Consider the following 18634-nt stretch of genomic DNA (forward strand, 5'->3'; position numbering starts at 1 on the left):
ATCAATATTAATGAATCATGTCAAACGCAGTCGAAATCCCCTTTGAAACCACGCTCTTAGTGCGCGATACCTGCCTGTGCCTGCACGTGCAGCGAGCGGCACGCGCGCTTGCTCGCCGCTTTGACGAGGCACTGCGGCCGTTTGGGCTCACCAATGGCCAGTTCTCCCTGATGATGTCCCTGAATCGACCGGTGCCGGCATCCATGGGATCGGTGACTGCACTCTTGGCAATAGACCAGACGACGCTGACGGCCGCCTTAAAGCCGCTGGAGCGGCGGGGATGGGTGAGCATCGTGCCCAATCCAAAAGATCGACGCGCCCGCCTGCTGAGCCTCACGCCAGCTGGAAAAGCAGCACTCGCCGCCGCCGTGCCGATCTGGAAGACGACGCATGCGGCCCTCGAAGAACGACTGCCCGACGGCAATGGCGACCGTCTGCGCAGCGATCTTGCTATTCTGCTTTGAACCCCTGTTCCGAAAGCCGGGGATCACCGTCGAAATCCTGTCTTTCGAAGCCAATGCGACGCCGGGGAAATTCGCACAGCGCCTGGACGCCGACGCGCGACAGTCGTATTCGCCAGGTCTGGCGCTCGATCGGCTCGCGTGCCGAAAAGGCCTTGGCCGTGAGCAGCGCGATATTCCTGCCGCCCCGAGGATCACGGACGGAATGATAGAGGATCGCCTCGATGCCGCCGGTTCGCGCCGCCTCGGCAATTGACTGACAAGCCTCGTAGTCGACCGGATCGGTCCATAGCTGCCGATCGCGATTCAAGGGAGGCGCAGTCAGATCGATCGCCGCCTTCGTCGCGATCCCGGCGGCAAAGGCGGTATATTCCGCCGCATTGGTCGGCAGCGGCGTATCGGGGGAATCGCGGAAGAAGAGCAATCGATAGAAGCTCATCTCCGCCAGCGCCGTTTCCACCTGCTCAGAGGCGTAGAAAACGCCGAGCGTGCGGCCCGCACGACGAAAACGGGAACCGTGGGGATAGATCGCGCCATAGCGAAAGGGTGTTGCAAGCAGATAGTCGAGCCCGGTGCATTCCGGTGGCAGGACCGGCTTGCTTTCCTCGAGCACGCTTTCGAGAAGCGCCTGTTCTTCCAGCGTATCCACGAGCTTCAGTGTCGAAACCTGATGCTGCGATTCCACCAGCCGCCAATACTGGCCGGAAATGGCCCTTGTCTCAGACGAGAGCGCGGCGGGCGTCCAAATAGGCAAGGACATCGGTCAAACCAGAAATCGAGATGATCTTGTCGATTGGCGCTGCGCCAAAAGCGAGATTGCCGTTGCGGAGCCATTGCCGCGCCACCGCTTCGTCGCCGCCGACGATAGCGTCGAGCGAACGGAAGAGACGAACGAGAAGCACGGCAAGTTCGAACGGCTTGCTATCGCGCTCCAGCAGATGATCCTGCCGCTTCATGCGTGATACCGTCGCCTCCGACACGCCGATGATGGCCGCGAGGATGCGGGCATTCAACCCCAGCCTCTCGGCGGCATTGACGACGGCCTTGGTGATGACGAGTGCTTCGCCGGGCATCGTCTGGCCTATTGCCTGGGCTTTTATCATGACTACTTCCTTTCCTAAGAAAAGATATAGCATTTTTCTTGCAAAAGAAAAGGAGCAGCAGATAAAACTGCCGCTCCTTTTCGATATATTCCATATATCCGGCCTTCAAACGGCCGGTGGTGCGTTTCGCGTCAGACAACAGCAACCGGCACTTCGGTCGAGGTGCGCATGGCATGGCTATAGGGGCATACGATATGGGCGGCGGCGGCGAGCTTTTCGGCCTCGGCCTTGTCCATGCCGGGGATGTGGACAGCCAGCGAAACTTCGATGCCGAAGCCGGTGCCATCCGCACGCGGGCCGATGCCGACAGTCGCCGTGACCTTTGCATCTTCCGGAATCTTGACCTTCTGCTGGCCTGCGACAAATTTCAGAGCGCCCAGGAAGCAAGCGGAATAGCCGGCCGCAAAGAGCTGCTCAGGATTGGTGCCGGTCGCGCCGTCGCCGCCGAGTTCCTTCGGCACCGTCAAAGTGACGTCAAGGACGCCATTTTCGGAAACTGCATGGCCGGCGCGGCCACCAGTGGCGGAAGCTTTCGTGGTGTAGAGAATAGGCATGTCATGTCTCCCTTCGGTTGGATGAATTTTATATATAACACGATTTAATCGTGCGCAATAGATATTTCGCAATTTGATTTCGGAAAGTGAATTTGTGACAATGCTGGCAACAAGAAGATGACGGATGCGAATTGGCAATGACGGACAACGCGGCTGGAAACTCCACGATCCCCGATGAGGAAAAGCGGCTGGAAAGACAGCTTTGCTTTGCCGTCTATAGCGCTGCACATGCCTTCAACCGCGCCTATAAGCCGATCCTTGATCGTGTCGGCCTCACTTACCCGCAATATCTCGTCATGCTCGTGCTGTGGGAAAAGGGCGACCTGCCGGTCAAGACCATCGGCGAGAAGCTCGATCTGGATTCCGGCACGCTGTCGCCTCTTCTGAAGCGGCTCGAACAGACCGGCCTGATCAGCCGCGCCCGCGATCCGAAAGACGAGCGCCAGGTCATCATTTCGCTGACGGAGAAGGGCACCGGCATGAAATGTCAGCTCGGCACGATCATGGATGCCATTGGTCAGGCGACGGGCTGCGACATGACGGAAATAGCCAATCTGCGCGACCGGTTGCAGCAGCTGAAGGTTAATTTGACAACGGCTTGAAACCGGCTTCAGGACATCGGACACTCCCGGCCAGAACTACAAACAAAAAGGGCGCCGTCGGCGCCCTCTTTTTGCGATGGTGCGATATCAGGCCGTAACCAGGATAGGCGCACGCTCCGGCACGCGATCGTAGAGGTCGATGACGTCCTGGTTCAGCAGGCGGACGCAGCCAGAGGATACGGCCTTGCCGATGGAGCGCCAGTCGGGATTGCCGTGCAGGCGATAGAGCGAGTCCTGCTTGTCCTCGAAAATGTAAAGCGCGCGCGCACCGAGCGGATTCTTCAGACCCGGATCCATACCGCCGTTGGCGATGGAAAATTTGACGAGCTCCGGCTGGCGGGCGACCATTTCATCCGGCGGGTTCCAGCGTGGCCATTTCTTGCGCCACTGGATGACGCCGCGGCCCTGCCAGGCAAATCCTTCGCGGCCGACACCGATGCCATAGCGCATGGCAGTGCCGCCCTGCTCGGTCACATAGAGCATGCGCTGGGTGGTGTTGACGATTACGCTGCCGGGTGCCTCGCCCGTCGGGTCGACCACCCGCTGACGATAGAAGCGCGGGTCGATCTGCTTATAGGGAACCGCCGGAATGACGAAACCGCCGTCTTCGACAGAAGCATAGATTTCGGCCGGGTCGGGTTGCTCGCCATCATAGCTGGAGAACCAAGTACGGAACGGCCGCGGCGAACCGGTATATTGAACCGGGCTGACAACGGGGCCGTTGTCGATGGTGGAGGCGCAGCTGGCAAGGGTCGAAACAGCACCGAGACCAGCTAGAGCGAGGAAATTACGTCGGGATAGGGATGAAGGAAGGCTCATGTCGACAGCATAGTTCCTTTTGTGGAGGAAGCGAAAACCCGCAGCAACAGGCTGATTCGGCTCCCCGAGAGGTTCGCAGAGACAGACGCAAAACTAAAGAGCGCAAACCACCCCGACTATCGCACTTATGCAACATCACGAAAATTTGTGGTAAAATACTGCTACAGAACGACGATTTCCGCCTTATCAGGCACCCGGTTGTAAAGATCTATCACGTCCTGGTTGAGCATACGTACACAGCCGGAAGACGCGGCCTTGCCGATCGACTGCCAATCCGGCGTGCCGTGCACCCGGTAAAGCGTATCCCGGCCACCCTGATAGATATAGAGCGCGCGTGCGCCGAGCGGGTTCGTCGGCCCCGGGTTCATGCCGCCACGCTCGGCCGATAGCGGCTTGATCTGCGGGTCGCGCGCGACCATTTCGGCGGGCGGCGTCCAGCGCGGCCATTTCTGCTTCCATTGGATCAGGCCTCGGCCGTGCCAGGCATATCCTGCCGCACCGAGACCGACGCCATAGCGCATGGCCTTGCCGCCCGGCTCGATGAAATAGAGGAAGTGGTCGCGCGTATCGACGACGATGGTGCCGGGGCGCTCCTTGGTCTGATAATCCACCTCCTGCCGCAGGAAGCGCGGATCGATGCGCTTGTAGGGAATAGCCGGCAAAGTGAAGTCGTCTTCGCTGCGCTGCGCATACATGGCCTGATGCACTGGATTGAAGGTCGGCAAACCATAGGTCTGATGGAATTGTGTCTGGAAGAGATCGCGCGCCTGCGGCACGGGCTGCACCGGCAGGCGCTTTACCCGGTTCGGCTCGATACCTTCCGGACGATAGAAAACCGGCGTGGTCTCCTGCACAAACCGGTCCGGATCGGTGGCGCCCGTATCAGGAATGATGCTGCAGGCGGACAATGTCGCCAGCGCAGCAGCGGCAAGCAGGTGGCGGGAAGCAGGCATCAGGTCGGCCATCATCGGAAACCAGTTGGAAGAGATCGGATCGGCCACATAATGACTACCGCGGCTGGAGCGAGGCTGGCGTCGATCGCCAGACAGCTCCAACGAAGATATTGCACCGATTGGCCAAACTCCTGTTTTCCCGTGTCGCATCATGGGCTAGACCAGTACGGTACGGAGGAGCGCATGAATATCGACAGTCTCGACCCGGGCATCTTCGGCCAGAGCGACCACAAGACTTGGCTGAAGCTTGTCGAGCGGGCGTTGAAAGGCAAGGATTTCCAGGAAACGCTGGTGTCGCGAACCGATGATGGCATCGCGATAGAGCCGCTTTACGAACGGCGCCACGATTGTGCACCGCTTTCCCGCCAGCGGGCCGACCTTCCCTGGACCTTGACCCAGCGCATGGACGATCCGGACCTTGAGCGGGCAATGGCGCAGCTCGGCGACGATCTTGCCAATGGGGCAAGCGGCATCTCGCTCGTCTCCATCGATTCCGGTTCGGCTTTTGGCATCGGCATGGATGCGCCGCACCCGCCACTTTTCGAAGCGCTGGCAGCCACAGCGAGTAAGACTGCGACATTGCGCCTGGACGGCTTTTCACCCGGTGTTGCTAAAACGGTAGCAGCCTTAATCGCGGATGACGGTGCCCGAAGATTACACCTTGGCCTCGACGCTTTCTTGTCAGCTGTACATTTTTCGAATTTTTCTATCGATATCAAATACTTCAAAGAATTGAAACCGGTTGGCACGATCGTCAATGCAGACGGTCGTGTGGTGCATAACGCCGGCGGAACCGAAGCCCAGGAACTTGCAGTGATGGCGGCAAGTCTCGTCGGCCATTTGCGATTGCTTGAAGGGGCCGGCCTTTCGCCGGAAGCAGCGCTTGCGGCAACCAGCCTCTGCCTTTCAGCCGATCAGAACCAGTTCACGACGATCGCTAAGATGCGCGCGGCACGGCTGATCTTTACCCGGATCGCCGAAGCTTGCGGCGTCGCCGATCCGCAGCCGGCGCATCTTTTTGTCGAGACGAGCTATCGCATGCTGACCCGCCTCGATCCCGAGACGAATGTTCTCCGCAACACCATTGCGGTCTTTTCAGCCGGCGTCGGCGGCGCCGACGAGATCTGCGTTCTGCCGCACAGCCTGACGCATGGCATTCCCGATCCGCTGGCGCGGCGGCTGGCGCGCAACACGCAGACGGTCCTGATCGCCGAAAGCCACCTCGATCACGTCACCGATCCCGCCGCCGGCTCCGGCGGCATCGAGGCGCTGACCGACGCGCTGGCCGGGCGGGCATGGGATATCTTTGTCGAGATCGAAGACAAGGGCGGACTGGCAAAGGTGATCGGAAGCGGTGAGCTGGCTATGATGATCGCGGAGGCGCGCGCAAAGCGTGTCGCAAAACCGATCGTCGGAACGACCCTGTTTGCGATGAAAGCGGAGCGGCCGGTGGCTGTCTTGGGACCTTTGGGCTCGCTTGCTGGCGGGATGGGACTGATGCCGGTGCGGTTGGATGAGGTGACGTCATGATCGTGATTGCTGAATTCGCTGACAGTGCGCACCCCCCTCTGTCGCTTTCGCGACATCTACCCCACAAGGGGGGAGATTGGAGCTCCGTGGCACACTTCACCCTCGAATGGATATCAAACTCGCACCGGCCTCGCGTTTCACTTCCGTTACGTGACGCAGCGGGCTCAAAACGATCTCCCCCCCTGTGGGGGAGATGTCACGAAGTGACAGAGGGGGGTATCGCACGTCCCGTATCCACGGAGGTATCGGCTCGATGACCCGCATCCCGAACTTCAGCAATACTTCCTGGACAAGACCACAAGCATCATCATCAGCGACCAATGCCGCTGCCTGGGAAACCCCCGAAGGCATTGCGGTCAAGCGTGCCTACAGCGAAAGCGATCTCGCCGGACTGAACTTTTTGGACACCTATCCCGGCGCAGCGCCGTTCGTGCGCGGCCCCTACCCGACAATGTATGTCCAGCAGCCGTGGACTATCCGCCAATATGCCGGCTTCTCGACAGCCGAAGAATCCAATGCCTTCTATCGACGCAACCTTGCGGCCGGGCAGAAGGGTCTTTCCGTCGCCTTCGATCTTGCCACCCACCGCGGCTACGACAGCGATCATCCGCGCGTTGCGGGCGATGTCGGCATGGCGGGTGTAGCGATCGATTCCATTCTCGACATGCGCCAGCTCTTCGACGGTATACCGCTCGACGAGATGAGCGTGTCGATGACCATGAACGGCGCGGTGCTGCCGGTCATGGCGCTCTATATCGTCGCAGCGGAGGAACAGGGCGTCTCCGAGGACAAGCTGTCGGGCACGATCCAGAACGACATCCTCAAGGAGTTCATGGTTCGCAACACCTATATCTATCCGCCGCAACCGTCGATGCGGATCGTTTCGGACATTTTCAGCTATACCAGCCAGAGGATGCCGAAATTCAACTCCATCTCGATCTCCGGCTACCACATGCAGGAAGCCGGCGCCACGGCGGATCTGGAGCTCGCCTACACGATCGCCGACGGCATCGAATATGCGCGGGCGGGCGTCGCCGCAGGGCTCGATATCGACAGCTTTGCGCCTCGCCTTTCCTTCTTCTGGGCCGTCGGCATGAACTTCTTCATGGAAGTCGCCAAGATGCGCGCGGGACGGCTGATCTGGGCGGCGCTGATGCAGAAGAATTTCGCGCCGAAGGACCAGAAATCCCTGGCACTCAGGACCCACAGCCAGACCTCCGGCTGGTCGCTGACGGCGCAAGACCCGATGAACAACATCATCCGCACCATGGTCGAGGCGATGGCGGCGACGCAGGGGCATACGCAGTCACTCCACACCAATTCTTTCGACGAGGCGCTGGCGCTGCCGACTGACCATTCGGCCCGTATTGCCCGCAACACGCAGATCCTGCTGCAGAAGGAATCCGGCACGACTGATATCATCGATCCGTGGGGCGGCTCGGCCTATGTCGAGCGGCTAACCCATGATCTTGCCGCGCGCGCGATGGCCCATATCGAGGAGGTCGAGGCGCTCGGCGGCATGGCGAAGGCGATCGAGAAAGGTATCCCCAAGCTTCGCATCGAGGAAGCAGCCGCCCGCACGCAAGCGCGTATCGACAGCGGCCATCAGACCCTCGTCGGCATCAATTTCTCCAAGCCCGAAAAAGACATCGAAGTCGACGTCTTGAAGGTCGACAATTCAGAAGTGCGGGCACGCCAGCTTTCCAAGCTACAGCAGTTGAAGGGCACGCGCGAAACCACAGCAGTGGAAAGCGCGCTGGATGCGCTGACGGATGCTGCACGCAACGGCACCGGCAATCTGCTCGATTTTGCCGTGAAGGCAGCGAGAGCAAGAGCCACGGTCGGTGAAATTTCGTTAGCTCTGGAAAAAGCCTATGGCCGGCACGTTGCAGAGATCCGCACCATCTCCGGCGTCTATCGTCGGGAAGTGGGCGACGCCGATCCCATCTTCAACAGGGCGGTCGCCAAGGTCGAAGCTTTCCGCAATGCACGCGGCGAAAAACCCCGCATCCTCGTTGCCAAGATGGGTCAGGATGGTCACGACCGCGGCCAGAAGGTCATCGCAACGGCTTTCGCCGATCTCGGTTTCGATGTCGTCGTCGGCGCCATGTTTCAGACACCAGAGGAAGTGGCCGATGTCGCCGTTCGCGAAGGCGTCGATATCCTCGGCGCCTCGTCTCTTGCTGCGGGCCATCTGACGCTCGTGCCGGAATTGAAGGCGGCGCTCACCCGCCGCCATGCCCGTAATATTCTGATCGCGGTCGGCGGCGTCATCCCACCGCAGGATTTCGCAGCGCTCGAGGCAGCTGGCGCCGATGCGATCTTCCCGCCTGGAACCGTGATCGCCGAAGCGGCGACGGCGTTGATAGAGAAGCTGATGGCGTAAGCATCGGCAGGTAAGGCGGTCCGAACCGCGCTTACCCGGACGGTCTAGACAGCAACGCTCCTGAAGAATTCGATGCTCTGCGCGATCTCGCCCGGCAGCGCCGAATTATGGCTGCCCGTTACAGTCGCCATTTCCATCTTCACGCCTGCGGCCGTCGCCCGCTTTGTGAGCAGGGCCAGCCGGGAGTCGAAATGCGCTTCCTCGGTGCCGTGGAACAGCTTGACCGGGCTTTTGAAGCTGTGCGCATAGCAGAGCGGCGACCGCATCTGGTATTCGCGCGGGTTCCTGGTGTTGAAGCGGATATCCTGCGGATAGCGGCCGAAGAAGGCATAGGCGTCCGGATTGCCTGATATCGGCGCAACCGCCCGGAAGCGCCGGGTCGACATGGCAGCCAGCATCGCAAGCGTGCCGCCGATGCTGTGTCCGGCCAGGAACATGCGGTGCGGATCGACACCCGGCAGATGCCGCAGCCGGTTGGATGCGGCCAGCACATCGGCAACTTCATCATAAAAGCCCGAGAAATTGCCCTTCTGGCCATTTTCCCCGCGCATCGAGGGAATCATGACGACATAACCGGCCTCGACATAGGGCTTCATCAGCTGCCAATGTCCCTGGCCGATGGCGTTGCCGCCATGCAGGAACAGCACCGCCGGCTTCGGCTTGTCGGAGCGAGTATAGCGGGAAACCCACGCAACAAGCTCCAGCTCTTCGCCAACGCCGCTGCGATAGAACAGCCGCTCTGCCGTCGACGGCGTCACCAGAGGTTCATAGATATCGGGAGCCGGCCCCTTGCTCAGGAGATCGGTGCGAAAAAGATGGCGCTCCTTGGCATAGTCGCCAGCGAGCTGCGGTGGCGCGTCTTCGGCCTTCTCCTCATTCCGGGCGGCGGCCTTGTTATCGGCAGGCTTGGTTCCGGTCGTACTGTCGTCGGCAGCTCTGACGATGTTGGGGGCAAAAAGCGTGAAGGCGATACCAGCTAGAAGGCTGCGGCGATTGGGACGAAATGCTTGGTCGTCGGACATGGTCATGTGCTCTGTCGAAATATCCCGGCGCAGCTCAAATCTGCACGGGTTGAAAGGCAAGGCCAACTCACATTGTGGTGAGGAATCGCCCTCACCTATTCATCGACAACAGGAGCCTTGGCGTCAATCATCGCGATCAAAGTTTCCAGCCTGTCGGCTTCGTAAGGCGGCTTGTCCGGCCGCAGCCGGGCGATGCGCGGGAAACGCATGGCAACACCCGACTTATGACGGGTGGAGCGGTTGATACCCTCGAAGGCCACCTCGAGCACGAAACCGAAATCGCGATCGGCGCGCACGGCCCGCACGGGGCCGAAGCGATCGACCGTATTGTTACGCACGAACTTGTCGAGCACTTCCAACTCTGCATCGGTGAAGCCGAAATAGGCCTTGCCGACGGGCACGAGCTGTTCGCCCTCCGGCGTCATCGCCCAGACGCCGAAGGTGAAATCGGAATAGTAGCTGGATCGCTTGCCGTGGCCGCGCTGTGCATACATCAGCACCGCATCGACATTGTAGGGATCGCGCTTCCACTTGAACCATGGACCCTTGGCCCGGCCGGCAAGATAGGCGCTATCACGGCGCTTGATCATCACCCCTTCGATCACCGGATCGGGCGGCGAAGAGCGCAGCCGATCGAGTTCTTCCCATGAGGAAAAGTCGACCAGCGGCGAAAGGTCGAACCGGTCGTGCGGCGCTGCCTCGACAATCTCCGTCAGCCGCTCGCGCCGATCGAGGAATCCACGGGCACGGACATCTTCCGCGCCATCGAAGAGAAGATCATAGGCGCGGATGAAGGCGGGGAATTCGTCCAGCATCTTCGAGGTGACAGTCTTGCGGTTGAGGCGCTGCTGCAGATCGGAAAAGCTGCGCGTCGGGCTGTTGGAGCGAACGGTGCCGCCAACCAGCAGCTCGCCATCCATGACGCCTTCGAAGCTCATCGCGTCGACGATATCGGGGAAGGCGCCTGAAATATCGTCGCCGGAACGCGAATAGAGCTTGCTCGTCGAGCCCGAACGCGAGAGCTGCACGCGAATGCCGTCCCATTTCCATTCGGCCGCGAAATCACTGGGATTGAGCCCATCAAGATCGCCCGGCTCGACGGGATTTGCGAGCATGACGGAATGGAAGATCGCCGGCGTCGCCAATATCGGCCGTTCGCCCTTGCCCTCCAGCCAGCGGAACAGGCTTTCATAGGGTGGCTGCAGGCCATGCCACAGCGTTTCGATTTCAGTCACGTCCTTGCCGCTCAGCTCCGCCAGCGCCTGCTTGGCAAGCCGCGCCGAGACGCCGATGCGCATCGCGCCGGTCGCAAGCTTCAGGAAGGCGAAACGGCCCGACGTATCCAACCGGTCGAGGAGATCACGGACGAAGCTGCGCACCTCGGTCCGCCCGAGCGCATTCATGCTGCGAACGACTTCGCCAAGCTTCGGCTGCTCCCCGGCGGGACGTTCGATGTCGCTCTCCTTGTCCCAGACCAGCGAGATCGTTTCGGCGAGATCGCCGACATAATCATAGGAATAGCGGAACAGCACCTCGTCCATGCGCTCGAGAACAAGTTCGCGCAGCATGGCGGGCTTGACGTTGCGCACTTCAAGCGTGGCGGCGATGGCGGCCAGGCCATAGCCGCGGTCGGGATCGGGCGTATCGCGGAAATAATCGGTCAGCAGCTTCAGCTTGCCGTTGCGGCTCGGCGTCAGCACCAGGCGGTCGAGAAGGTCGGCAAAGGCTTTCATCAATCGCCCTCGTCTTCATAGCCGATGAGATGCAGCGGCTTGGCGGCGATGCCCTGCAGCTCGCACCAGCGTACCAGGGCCTCCTCGCGTCCATGCGTGACCCAGACCTCGCTCGGCTTGAGATCGGAGATCGTCTCGGTGAGTTCCGGCCAGTCGCAGTGATCCGAAATGACCAGCGGCAGCTCGACGCCGAGCTGCTTGGCGCGCTGGCGCACCATCATCCAGCCGGAGGCGAAAGCCGGCAGCGGATCGTGAAAGCGCCTTGCCCAGCGATCCTGGAATGCCGAGGGCGGGCCGACGACGACGGCACCGTGGAAGATCGACTGATCGCGGTTTTCGATGGTGGCCGGCTTGAGCTCGCCAAGCGCGATGCCCTGGCTGACATAATAGTCGCACAGGGTCTCGAGCGCGCCGTGAATGTAGATCGGCTTGTCATAGCCGGCATCGCGCAAGAGCCGAATGACGCGCTGCGCCTTGCCGAGCGCGTAGGCGCCGACCAGATGCGTTCGCTCCGGAAACTGGCGAAGCGAAGCCAGCAGCTTGCGTGTCTCGGCCATGGGATCGGGATGGTGAAAGACCGGCAGACCGAAGGTAGCCTCGGTGATGAAGACATCGCAGGGAACCGGCACATAGGCTTCACAGGTCGGGTCCGGCCGGCGTTTGTAATCGCCGGAAACGACGATCCGCAGCCCATCCTTTTCCACGGCGATCTGCGCCGAGCCGAGGACATGGCCCGCCGGATGGAACTGCACCCTGACGCCGTTGATCGTCACCTCCTCGCCGAAGGCAACCGCCTGCTCCGAACCGGCAAAATCATCGCCGTAGCGGATGCGCATGATATCGAGCGTCTGGCGCGTGGCGAGCACATGGGCGTGGCCGGAGCGGGCATGGTCGGAATGGCCATGTGTGACGAGCGCGCGCTCTACCGGCTGTACGGGATCGATATAAAAGCCGCCGATCGGGCAGAACAATCCCTGAGGCGCTGGATAGAGCAGTTGTTCCGGTCTCATGATTCAGGAGGATAGCGCGATTTGCACGATTAGGTAGCGATGACAGCAGCTTTTTGAACGAATCCGCGTTCGGGTTGCCGATCCGGCAGGTCGAAGACGAGAACATCTTCGCAATAGGGCTTGGCCTTGGCGACGACGACGCCGTTTGGATCGACGATCGCGCTGCTGCCATAGCTGACCCAGCCATCACCGTTGCTGCCAACGACATCCGATGCCATGACCCAACAGCCTGTATGCCTTGCGCAAATCTGCAGCCCCGAAATGCCGGGCCTATGCCACATCTCGGCCTTGTGCGGACGCAGCATGAGATTGACGGGATTGCAGATGAGGCCTGCTCCCTTTCGGGCCAGACGGTGCGCGGTATAGGGATATCTGAGATCGGCGCAGATATTGATGCCGAAGCGCCAATCGCTCTCTTCCCAAACGGGGAAATCCCTTCCGGGCATGCAACCCTTCTCAAGCGGATGAGCCTTGGCATAGACTCCGTTAATCCGGCTCGATTTGGCAACAATGGCGCTGTTGTAGAGCTCATCGCCCCTCTTCTCGAAAAGACCGACGATAGCGGTCGTTCTCCCCGCTGCGAAGCGAGCGATAAGCGCGTTCAGACCCGGGTCGTCGAGGGAAAGCGCACGGCGTCTGGCGATGGCTTCGTTGTAGCTATGTCCCTGCAGATAGCACTCGGGGAAGAGGGCAAGGTCGATGCCTTGCGCTTCCGCCCAGGCCAGATCGCGCGCCAAAACCTCGGCCGCCTGCTCGACGGCGTCGAAAAGTGCCAGACGTTGAAAAGCCGCGATCCGCATGTGGCAGGGGTAACATGCGCTGTGAGTCGCCCCTAGGACAGATCGATCGTTGGCTGAGCTTCCTATGGATCAGACTGGTAAATGAAATGGCAGGGTGTCCGCGCTTTCTGCAGTCCGAACGCCTTTCGAGACCCACTTCTGTATCAAAACGACACAGATGGTCTTGGCATGATTTCTGCTTCGTAGGCGTCATCTACGGAGTTCACAATGATCCAGCGCCGCGCTCTCATCGCTTCTCTTGCCGCTTCGGCAGCGGCCGGCCTGCTTGCGCCCCGCGTTTTCGCCGCGCCGCTTGCCAAGATGGCAGGCGCCGAGCTGCGGGGGCCAATCGATGCCGTTGCGCTGAAAACCACGCCGGGAGCGAGCGATTTCAAGAGCGGCAAGCTGCAGGCGATGATCGACAATGCGGCGCGCACCAACATGCCGCTGTTCCTGCCGCCGGGCACATACGACATCTCCAACCTGACATTGCCCGATAATACGCGCATCACCGGCGTTCCCGGCGCTTCGCGGCTGGTCTATAGCGGCGACGGCCATCTGATGAATTCGGATAGGGCAAAGCGCATCGAGCTTTCCGGCCTCGTGCTCGACGGCGGCAATCGCTGGCTTGCCGATTATGCCGGCGGCCTCCTGCAATTTACCGGCGTCGACGAAGTTCTGATCGACAATTGCGAGATATCGGGCAGCCGCAAGCATGCGCTTCAACTGGAGCGCTGCGGCGGCCGGATCGAACGCAGCCGCATCTCCGGCGCCGCCGAGGCCGGTATCTACTCAGTCCAGTCGACGGGATTGGCGGTTGCCAGCAACCGCGTCGAGGATTGCGGCAATGGCGGCATCCTCATCCATCGCTGGGACAAAGCCGAAGATGGCAGCACCGTCACCAACAACCGCATTGCCCGCATCCGCGCCAATGGCGGCGGCACCGGCCAGAACGGCAACGGCATCAATGTCTTCCGCGCCGATGGCGTCACGGTTTCGGGCAACCAGGTTACCGATTGCGCCTTCACCGCCATCCGCGCCAACTCAGCATCGAATGTGCAGATCTCGAACAATCAGTGCCTGCGCTCGGGCGAAACCGCCATCTATTGCGAATTCGAGTTCGTCGGCGCCGCGATCAACAACAATCTGGTCGACGGAGCCGCGAACGGCATCTCGGTCACTAATTTCGACAGGGGCGGCAGGCTCGCCTCGGTGACGGGCAATGTCATCCGCAACCTGTCGCTGACGGCACCCTACGCGCAGGATGGCGGCTTTGGCATCGGCATCTCCGCGGAAGCCGATACGCTTGTTGCCGATAATGTCATCGAGAATGCGCCACTCTGGGGCATGCGGCTCGGCTGGGGGCAATATCTCCGCAACGTCGTCGCGACCGGCAATATCGTCAGGCACGCCGGCATCGGCTGCGTCGTTTCGGTCGCCGACGGGGCCGGCTCGGCCGTGATTGCGGGCAATCTCTTCCAGGAGATGCAGCAAGCCGCGATCGTGGGCTTTCGCTGGGACAAGCCGGCATCCGGCGATCTCATCAAGGGAAGCACGCAGTTCCCGCAGCTGACGATCGAAAACAACAGATCGGCTTAACGCATGCCGCGCAAAGGTGCGCAGCGGTTTTGCGATAACGGCATGCGCTTCAAACCGGTCGCCAGCTTGGCTGCCGCTTTTCGAAGAAGGCGGTAATGCCCTCTCTCGCCTCCTCGGTCTCCCACGCATCCGCCAATTGCTTGACGACATGATCGATCATGTCGTCGGTGATCGGCCTGCCGACGGAGCGTGCCAGGGCCTTGGCGCGGGCAGCCGCCTGTGGAGACGCCACCAGGAAATGGCGGACCTCGGCCTCCACGGCCTCATCCAGCGCCTCTTCCGCCACGACACGGGACAGGAGACCTGTGGCATGTGCCTGCCACGCATCGATGATCTTGCCGGAGAGGAAAAGCGGGCGGGCATTCGTTTCGCCGATGCGGGCGACGACGTAAGGGCTGATGGTGGCGGGAATGATACCGAGGCGTACCTCCGTCAGGCCAAAGCGGGCTGTCGATGCCGAGATCACCATGTCGCAAACGCTGAGGATGCCGATACCACCGCCAAAAGCGTTACCCTGGACGCGGGCGATCAGAGGCTTCGGCAACTCGTTCAACGCCTTGAAGAGCATGGCAAGCCGTCGCGCCTCGGCCATGCGCCCGTCCCGCGTGGCGTCGAACTGGGCACGCATCCAGCCGAGATCGCCGCCCGCGCAGAAGCTGGCGCCCTCGCCGCTCAGCACGACGACCCGGACCGACCCGTCGTGAGCAACATCGTCCGTTGCCGCGGTCAAATCATCGATCATCTCCGCCGACAGCGCATTGTGCTTTTCCGGGCGTGCCAGCGTCAGACGGGCAACACCGCGCTCATCGGTGGCGATGCGGATCGTTTGCGATATCATGAGGCACTCCTGAGGCTGCGGGCAAAGGCGGCGGCGCGGGTAAGCTTGTCCTTGTCGAGACCGGTTTCGTAATCCCTCGCCGTCAGATAGTCGTCGACCGAGACAGTATCGACATTGCCCTTGGCACCGGGAGCGAAGGGGCAACCGCCAAGGCCACCCGCTGCCGCATCGAAGACCCGAAGGCCACGCTCCAGGGCGACGCCGATATTCTCGAGCGCCCGTCCGGACGTATCATGAAAATGGCCTGCCAGCGCGGCGGCGGGCAGCTCGCCCAGAACCGCGGCGAGCATCCGGTCGACGGCCTCTGGCGAACCCTTGCCGATCGTGTCGCCGAGGCTGATCTCATAGCAGCCCAGCGCCCGGAGCTGCCAGGCAACGCTGACGACATTCTGCGGCGGCACCGCGCCTTCGTAAGGGCATTCGACGACGCAGCTGACATAGCCGCGCAATGGAACGCCACGATCCCTGCTGGCAGCGGCCACCGGCCGGAAGCGCTCGATGCTCTCGGCGATCGAGCAATTGATGTTGCGCATCGAAAAAGTTTCGGACGCGGAAGCAAAGATCGCCACCTCATCGGCGCCGGCAGCAAGCGCTGCCTCGAAACCCTGCATGTTGGGTGCGAGCGCCGCGTAGCTGACACCGGGACGCCGATTTATTCCAGCCATGACAGCGGCGGCATCGGCAAGCTGCGGCACCCATTTCGGGCTGACGAAGCTCGTGACTTCGATGCGCTCGAAGCCGCAATCCGACAGCAGGTCGACCAGCTCGATCTTGCGTGCGGTATCGACCGGCTGTTTCTCATTCTGCAGGCCGTCGCGCGGCGCCATTTCGACGATGGTGACGTGGTTGGAAGGCTGGTCGGTCATGCCGCATCCTCCGGTCGAAGCGACAGAAGCACAGCGCTTTCGCTGGTTTGATCGCCCTCGCCGACATGCAGACTTTCGACGATGCCGTCGCGCGCCGCCGTCAGCGTCAGCTCCATCTTCATGGCCTCCATGACGATCAGCGCCTGCCCCTTCGCCACTGTGTCGCCCTCGCGCACGCGGACGATCTTCACGAGGCCCGGCATCGGCGCGATCACGCGATCGCCGCCGGCCACGGTCTCCTCGCCACCATCGAGCGGATCGAGGCGATGGAAATGATACGCATGCCCGTCGAGGAACAACGTCATGCCTGATGTCGTCTCGAAGATATCGACATGGGATTGCCGGCCGTCGATCTCGGCGCGCCGGGCAAGGCCCTTCCCATCGAAGAGGCGAACGAGGACGGTGCGATCATCAAAGGCAACGCCAAAAAGCGTCCGGCCCTTTGCGGTCACGCGGCAAGTCCGATGACCACCGGCAAAATGCAGCGTGACGGGACGGCTCGCTTCGCCCCAAAGCTGCCAGGCGCCGAGCGAATGCGAGAGGTCGTTGCCAGCAGCCTGAACAAACCCGCCCGCCTCGACAATGGCGGCTAGGGCAATGGCCGCATCGTCGGGCTGCTGGGCTGAGGTCAGCGCCTCCGTGTCCCGGTCGATCAATCCCGTATCCGGATGGCCGGCGGCGAAATCCGGCTGGCGGCTAAGACGAATGAGGAAATCGAGATTGGTCGTGGTTCCAGCAACCTGCATCTGCTCCAACCCGCGCGTGACCTTGGCAAGAGCGGCCGCGCGATCCGGCGCATGCACCGTCAGTTTGGCGATCAGCGGATCGTAATGCGGGGTGACGGTATCGCCCTCCCGCACGCCAGCATCGATGCGAACATCGCCTTCGGGAAAGCCTAAGCGCGAAAGCGTGCCGGTTGCCGGCAGGAAGCCCCGCGAGGGGTCTTCGGCGTAGATGCGGGCTTCGAAAGCCCAGCCGGTTATGGTGAGTTCGTCCTGGGATTTCGGCAGCGGTTCGCCGCTCGCGACCCGCAACTGCCACTCCACCAGATCGACGCCGGCAATCGCCTCGGTGACGGGATGCTCGACCTGCAAGCGGGTGTTCATTTCCATGAAGAAGAAGCGATCCGGCGACAGGCCGTCGGAGACATCGGCGATGAATTCGACGGTGCCGGCGCCACGATAGTCGATGGCACGGGCGGCGCGAACGGCCGCTTCGCCCATGGCGCTGCGCATTTCCGCAGTCATGCCCGGTGCGGGCGCCTCCTCGATCACCTTCTGGTGCCGGCGCTGCAGCGAGCAATCGCGCTCGAAGAGATGCACGGCGTTGCCAAAGCTGTCGCCGAAGACCTGGATCTCGATATGCCGCGGCTTGATCAGATATTTTTCGATCAGCACGGCATCGTCGCCGAAAGCCGATTTCGCCTCGCGCTTTGCCGCTTCCAGCGAGGCCTCGAACTCCTCCGGCCTGTCGACGCGGCGCATGCCCTTGCCGCCGCCGCCGGCCCGCGCCTTGATGAGAACGGGAAAGCCGATGCCATCGGCCTGCTCGGCAAGAAAGTCGGGCTCCTGACGATCGCCGTGATAGCCGGGTACGACAGGCACCCCTGCCCGCTCCATCAGCGCCTTGGCGGCGTCCTTGAGCCCCATGGCACGGATCGAGGCCGGAGACGGGCCGATGAAGATGAGGCCTGCAACCTCGACGGCTTCGGCAAAGTCCGCGTTTTCCGAAAGAAAGCCGTAGCCGGGATGGATGGCTTCAGCTTGGGTGTGCTGAGCCGCGCCAATGATCTTCTCTTTCGAAAGATAGCTTTCGCTCGCCGCCGCCGGGCCGATATGAACGGCCTCGTCGGCCAGCGCCACATGCAGGGCATCCCGATCGGCGTCGGAATAGACGGCGACCGTGCGGATGCCCAGGCGCCTTGCCGTGCGGATGACACGGCAGGCGATTTCGCCGCGATTGGCGATCAGTATCTTCGAAAACATCGGCAGACCCTATTGCGCGGCAATGACTTCGACTTCGAGCAGCCAGGCGGTATCGAAAATGCCAGCGATTACGACAGTCATCGCCGGCGTGAGGGGGCCTAGATATTCGGCGCGGATCTCGCGGTTCTCCATCGTATGGTGTCGATCAGCAAGAAAAGTGGTGACCTTGACGATATCGTCCTTGGTCATGCCTGCCGCCTTCAGCTGCGCATCGACATTCAGCCAGGCCTGGCGAGCCTGCGCCTTGAACCCCTCTGGAAGCGTATCGTCCGACGTCATCGGGATCTGGCCGCTGACGAAAAGCAATCGCTCGAAGTTCTCGAGTTTTACGGCCTGCGCATAACCGCCGCGGGGCTGCGGCGCATTCTTGGCATTGATGGCATCGCGTTTCATC

General features: G+C 61.5%; 18 protein-coding genes. 5 read left to right on the top strand and 13 right to left on the bottom strand.

All coding sequences use genetic code 11. The features are described 5' to 3' along the window. Positions 1–17: 17 nt before the first annotated feature. Positions 18–464: a MarR family winged helix-turn-helix transcriptional regulator gene (locus AC13Q5_RS04725; RefSeq protein WP_075851994.1), complete on the top strand. Its 447-nt coding sequence runs from the start codon at positions 18–20 to the stop codon at positions 462–464. Here AC13Q5_RS04725 and AC13Q5_RS04730 read toward each other — a convergent pair. The 3 genes from AC13Q5_RS04730 to AC13Q5_RS04740 form a co-directional block, all read right to left on the bottom strand. Continuing rightward, positions 451–1221 carry an RES family NAD+ phosphorylase gene (locus tag AC13Q5_RS04730; protein ID WP_488500968.1) on the bottom strand — a complete coding sequence of 257 codons (771 nt, stop codon included), beginning with the start codon at positions 1219–1221 and terminating at the stop codon, positions 451–453. The genes AC13Q5_RS04725 and AC13Q5_RS04730 overlap by 14 nt on opposite strands. Further along, positions 1181–1564, bottom strand: a complete 384-nt coding sequence (locus AC13Q5_RS04735; RefSeq protein ID WP_075851992.1) for an MbcA/ParS/Xre antitoxin family protein — start codon at positions 1562–1564, stop codon at positions 1181–1183. The genes AC13Q5_RS04730 and AC13Q5_RS04735 overlap by 41 nt, the downstream gene beginning before the upstream one ends. Before the next feature lie 131 nt (positions 1565–1695). Next, positions 1696–2118 (bottom strand): organic hydroperoxide resistance protein, encoded by a 423-nt coding sequence (locus AC13Q5_RS04740; protein ID WP_069613858.1) that lies wholly within the window; start codon positions 2116–2118, stop codon positions 1696–1698. A gap of 137 nt (positions 2119–2255) precedes the next feature. Here AC13Q5_RS04740 and AC13Q5_RS04745 point away from each other — a divergent pair, with 137 nt between their 5' ends. Then, the gene (locus AC13Q5_RS04745) at positions 2256–2720 is read left to right on the top strand and encodes a MarR family winged helix-turn-helix transcriptional regulator (RefSeq protein WP_488500969.1); all 465 of its coding nucleotides are present in this window, start codon (positions 2256–2258) and stop codon (positions 2718–2720) included. A gap of 87 nt (positions 2721–2807) precedes the next feature. Here AC13Q5_RS04745 and AC13Q5_RS04750 read toward each other — a convergent pair whose 3' ends face one another. Next, complete coding sequence (locus tag AC13Q5_RS04750; protein WP_075851989.1) at positions 2808–3539, bottom strand: L,D-transpeptidase family protein; 732 nt, start codon at positions 3537–3539, stop codon at positions 2808–2810. A 161-nt stretch (positions 3540–3700) separates the two neighbouring features. Further along, positions 3701–4504, bottom strand: coding sequence for a L,D-transpeptidase (locus tag AC13Q5_RS04755; RefSeq protein WP_488501166.1), 804 nt, complete (start codon positions 4502–4504; stop codon positions 3701–3703). 171 nt (positions 4505–4675) lie between these two features. Between AC13Q5_RS04755 and AC13Q5_RS04760 the strand changes: the two genes are divergently transcribed. Together AC13Q5_RS04760 and scpA are read left to right on the top strand one after the other, a co-directional pair. Then, the gene (locus AC13Q5_RS04760; protein WP_488500970.1) at positions 4676–6022 is read left to right on the top strand and encodes a methylmalonyl-CoA mutase family protein; all 1347 of its coding nucleotides are present in this window, start codon (positions 4676–4678) and stop codon (positions 6020–6022) included. A 253-nt stretch (positions 6023–6275) separates the two neighbouring features. Then, a complete protein-coding gene (scpA, locus tag AC13Q5_RS04765) occupies positions 6276–8408 on the top strand; it encodes a methylmalonyl-CoA mutase (RefSeq protein ID WP_488500971.1) in 2133 nt (710 codons plus the stop codon). A gap of 44 nt (positions 8409–8452) precedes the next feature. On the opposite strand, the gene AC13Q5_RS04770 is transcribed toward scpA, so the two are convergent. From AC13Q5_RS04770 to AC13Q5_RS04785, 4 genes are all read right to left on the bottom strand, one after another. Next, the gene (locus tag AC13Q5_RS04770) at positions 8453–9436 is read right to left on the bottom strand and encodes an alpha/beta hydrolase family protein (protein ID WP_075851986.1); all 984 of its coding nucleotides are present in this window, start codon (positions 9434–9436) and stop codon (positions 8453–8455) included. A gap of 89 nt (positions 9437–9525) precedes the next feature. Beyond that, positions 9526–11163, bottom strand: coding sequence for a cisplatin damage response ATP-dependent DNA ligase (locus tag AC13Q5_RS04775; RefSeq protein ID WP_488500972.1), 1638 nt, complete (start codon positions 11161–11163; stop codon positions 9526–9528). Then, positions 11163–12173, bottom strand: coding sequence for a ligase-associated DNA damage response exonuclease (locus AC13Q5_RS04780; RefSeq protein ID WP_488500973.1), 1011 nt, complete (start codon positions 12171–12173; stop codon positions 11163–11165). The genes AC13Q5_RS04775 and AC13Q5_RS04780 overlap by 1 nt, the downstream gene beginning before the upstream one ends. 29 nt (positions 12174–12202) lie before the next feature. Continuing rightward, on the bottom strand, positions 12203–12973 hold the full coding sequence (locus tag AC13Q5_RS04785) for a carbon-nitrogen hydrolase family protein (RefSeq protein ID WP_488500974.1): 771 nt from the start codon (positions 12971–12973) through the stop codon (positions 12203–12205). 207 nt (positions 12974–13180) lie between these two features. Here AC13Q5_RS04785 and AC13Q5_RS04790 point away from each other — a divergent pair, with 207 nt between their 5' ends. After that, entirely contained in the window at positions 13181–14551 is a 1371-nt protein-coding gene (locus AC13Q5_RS04790; RefSeq protein ID WP_488500975.1) for a TIGR03808 family TAT-translocated repetitive protein, read from the top strand. 49 nt (positions 14552–14600) lie between these two features. Here AC13Q5_RS04790 and AC13Q5_RS04795 read toward each other — a convergent pair whose 3' ends face one another. Genes AC13Q5_RS04795 through AC13Q5_RS04810 form a run of 4 tightly spaced genes read right to left on the bottom strand, consistent with a single transcriptional unit; the run spans position 14601 to position 18633 of the window. Next, the gene (locus AC13Q5_RS04795) at positions 14601–15389 is read right to left on the bottom strand and encodes a crotonase/enoyl-CoA hydratase family protein (protein WP_488500976.1); all 789 of its coding nucleotides are present in this window, start codon (positions 15387–15389) and stop codon (positions 14601–14603) included. Beyond that, entirely contained in the window at positions 15386–16255 is an 870-nt protein-coding gene (locus tag AC13Q5_RS04800) for a hydroxymethylglutaryl-CoA lyase (protein ID WP_488500977.1), read from the bottom strand. The genes AC13Q5_RS04795 and AC13Q5_RS04800 overlap by 4 nt, the downstream gene beginning before the upstream one ends. Further along, positions 16252–18240, bottom strand: coding sequence for an acetyl/propionyl/methylcrotonyl-CoA carboxylase subunit alpha (locus AC13Q5_RS04805; RefSeq protein ID WP_488500978.1), 1989 nt, complete (start codon positions 18238–18240; stop codon positions 16252–16254). Before AC13Q5_RS04805 ends, AC13Q5_RS04800 begins: the two co-directional genes overlap by 4 nt. A gap of 9 nt (positions 18241–18249) precedes the next feature. Then, positions 18250–18633: a RidA family protein gene (locus AC13Q5_RS04810; protein ID WP_037153079.1), complete on the bottom strand. Its 384-nt coding sequence runs from the start codon at positions 18631–18633 to the stop codon at positions 18250–18252. Position 18634: the final 1 nt, after the last annotated feature.

The organism is Martinezella sp. CNPSo 3964, from assembly GCF_057784375.1.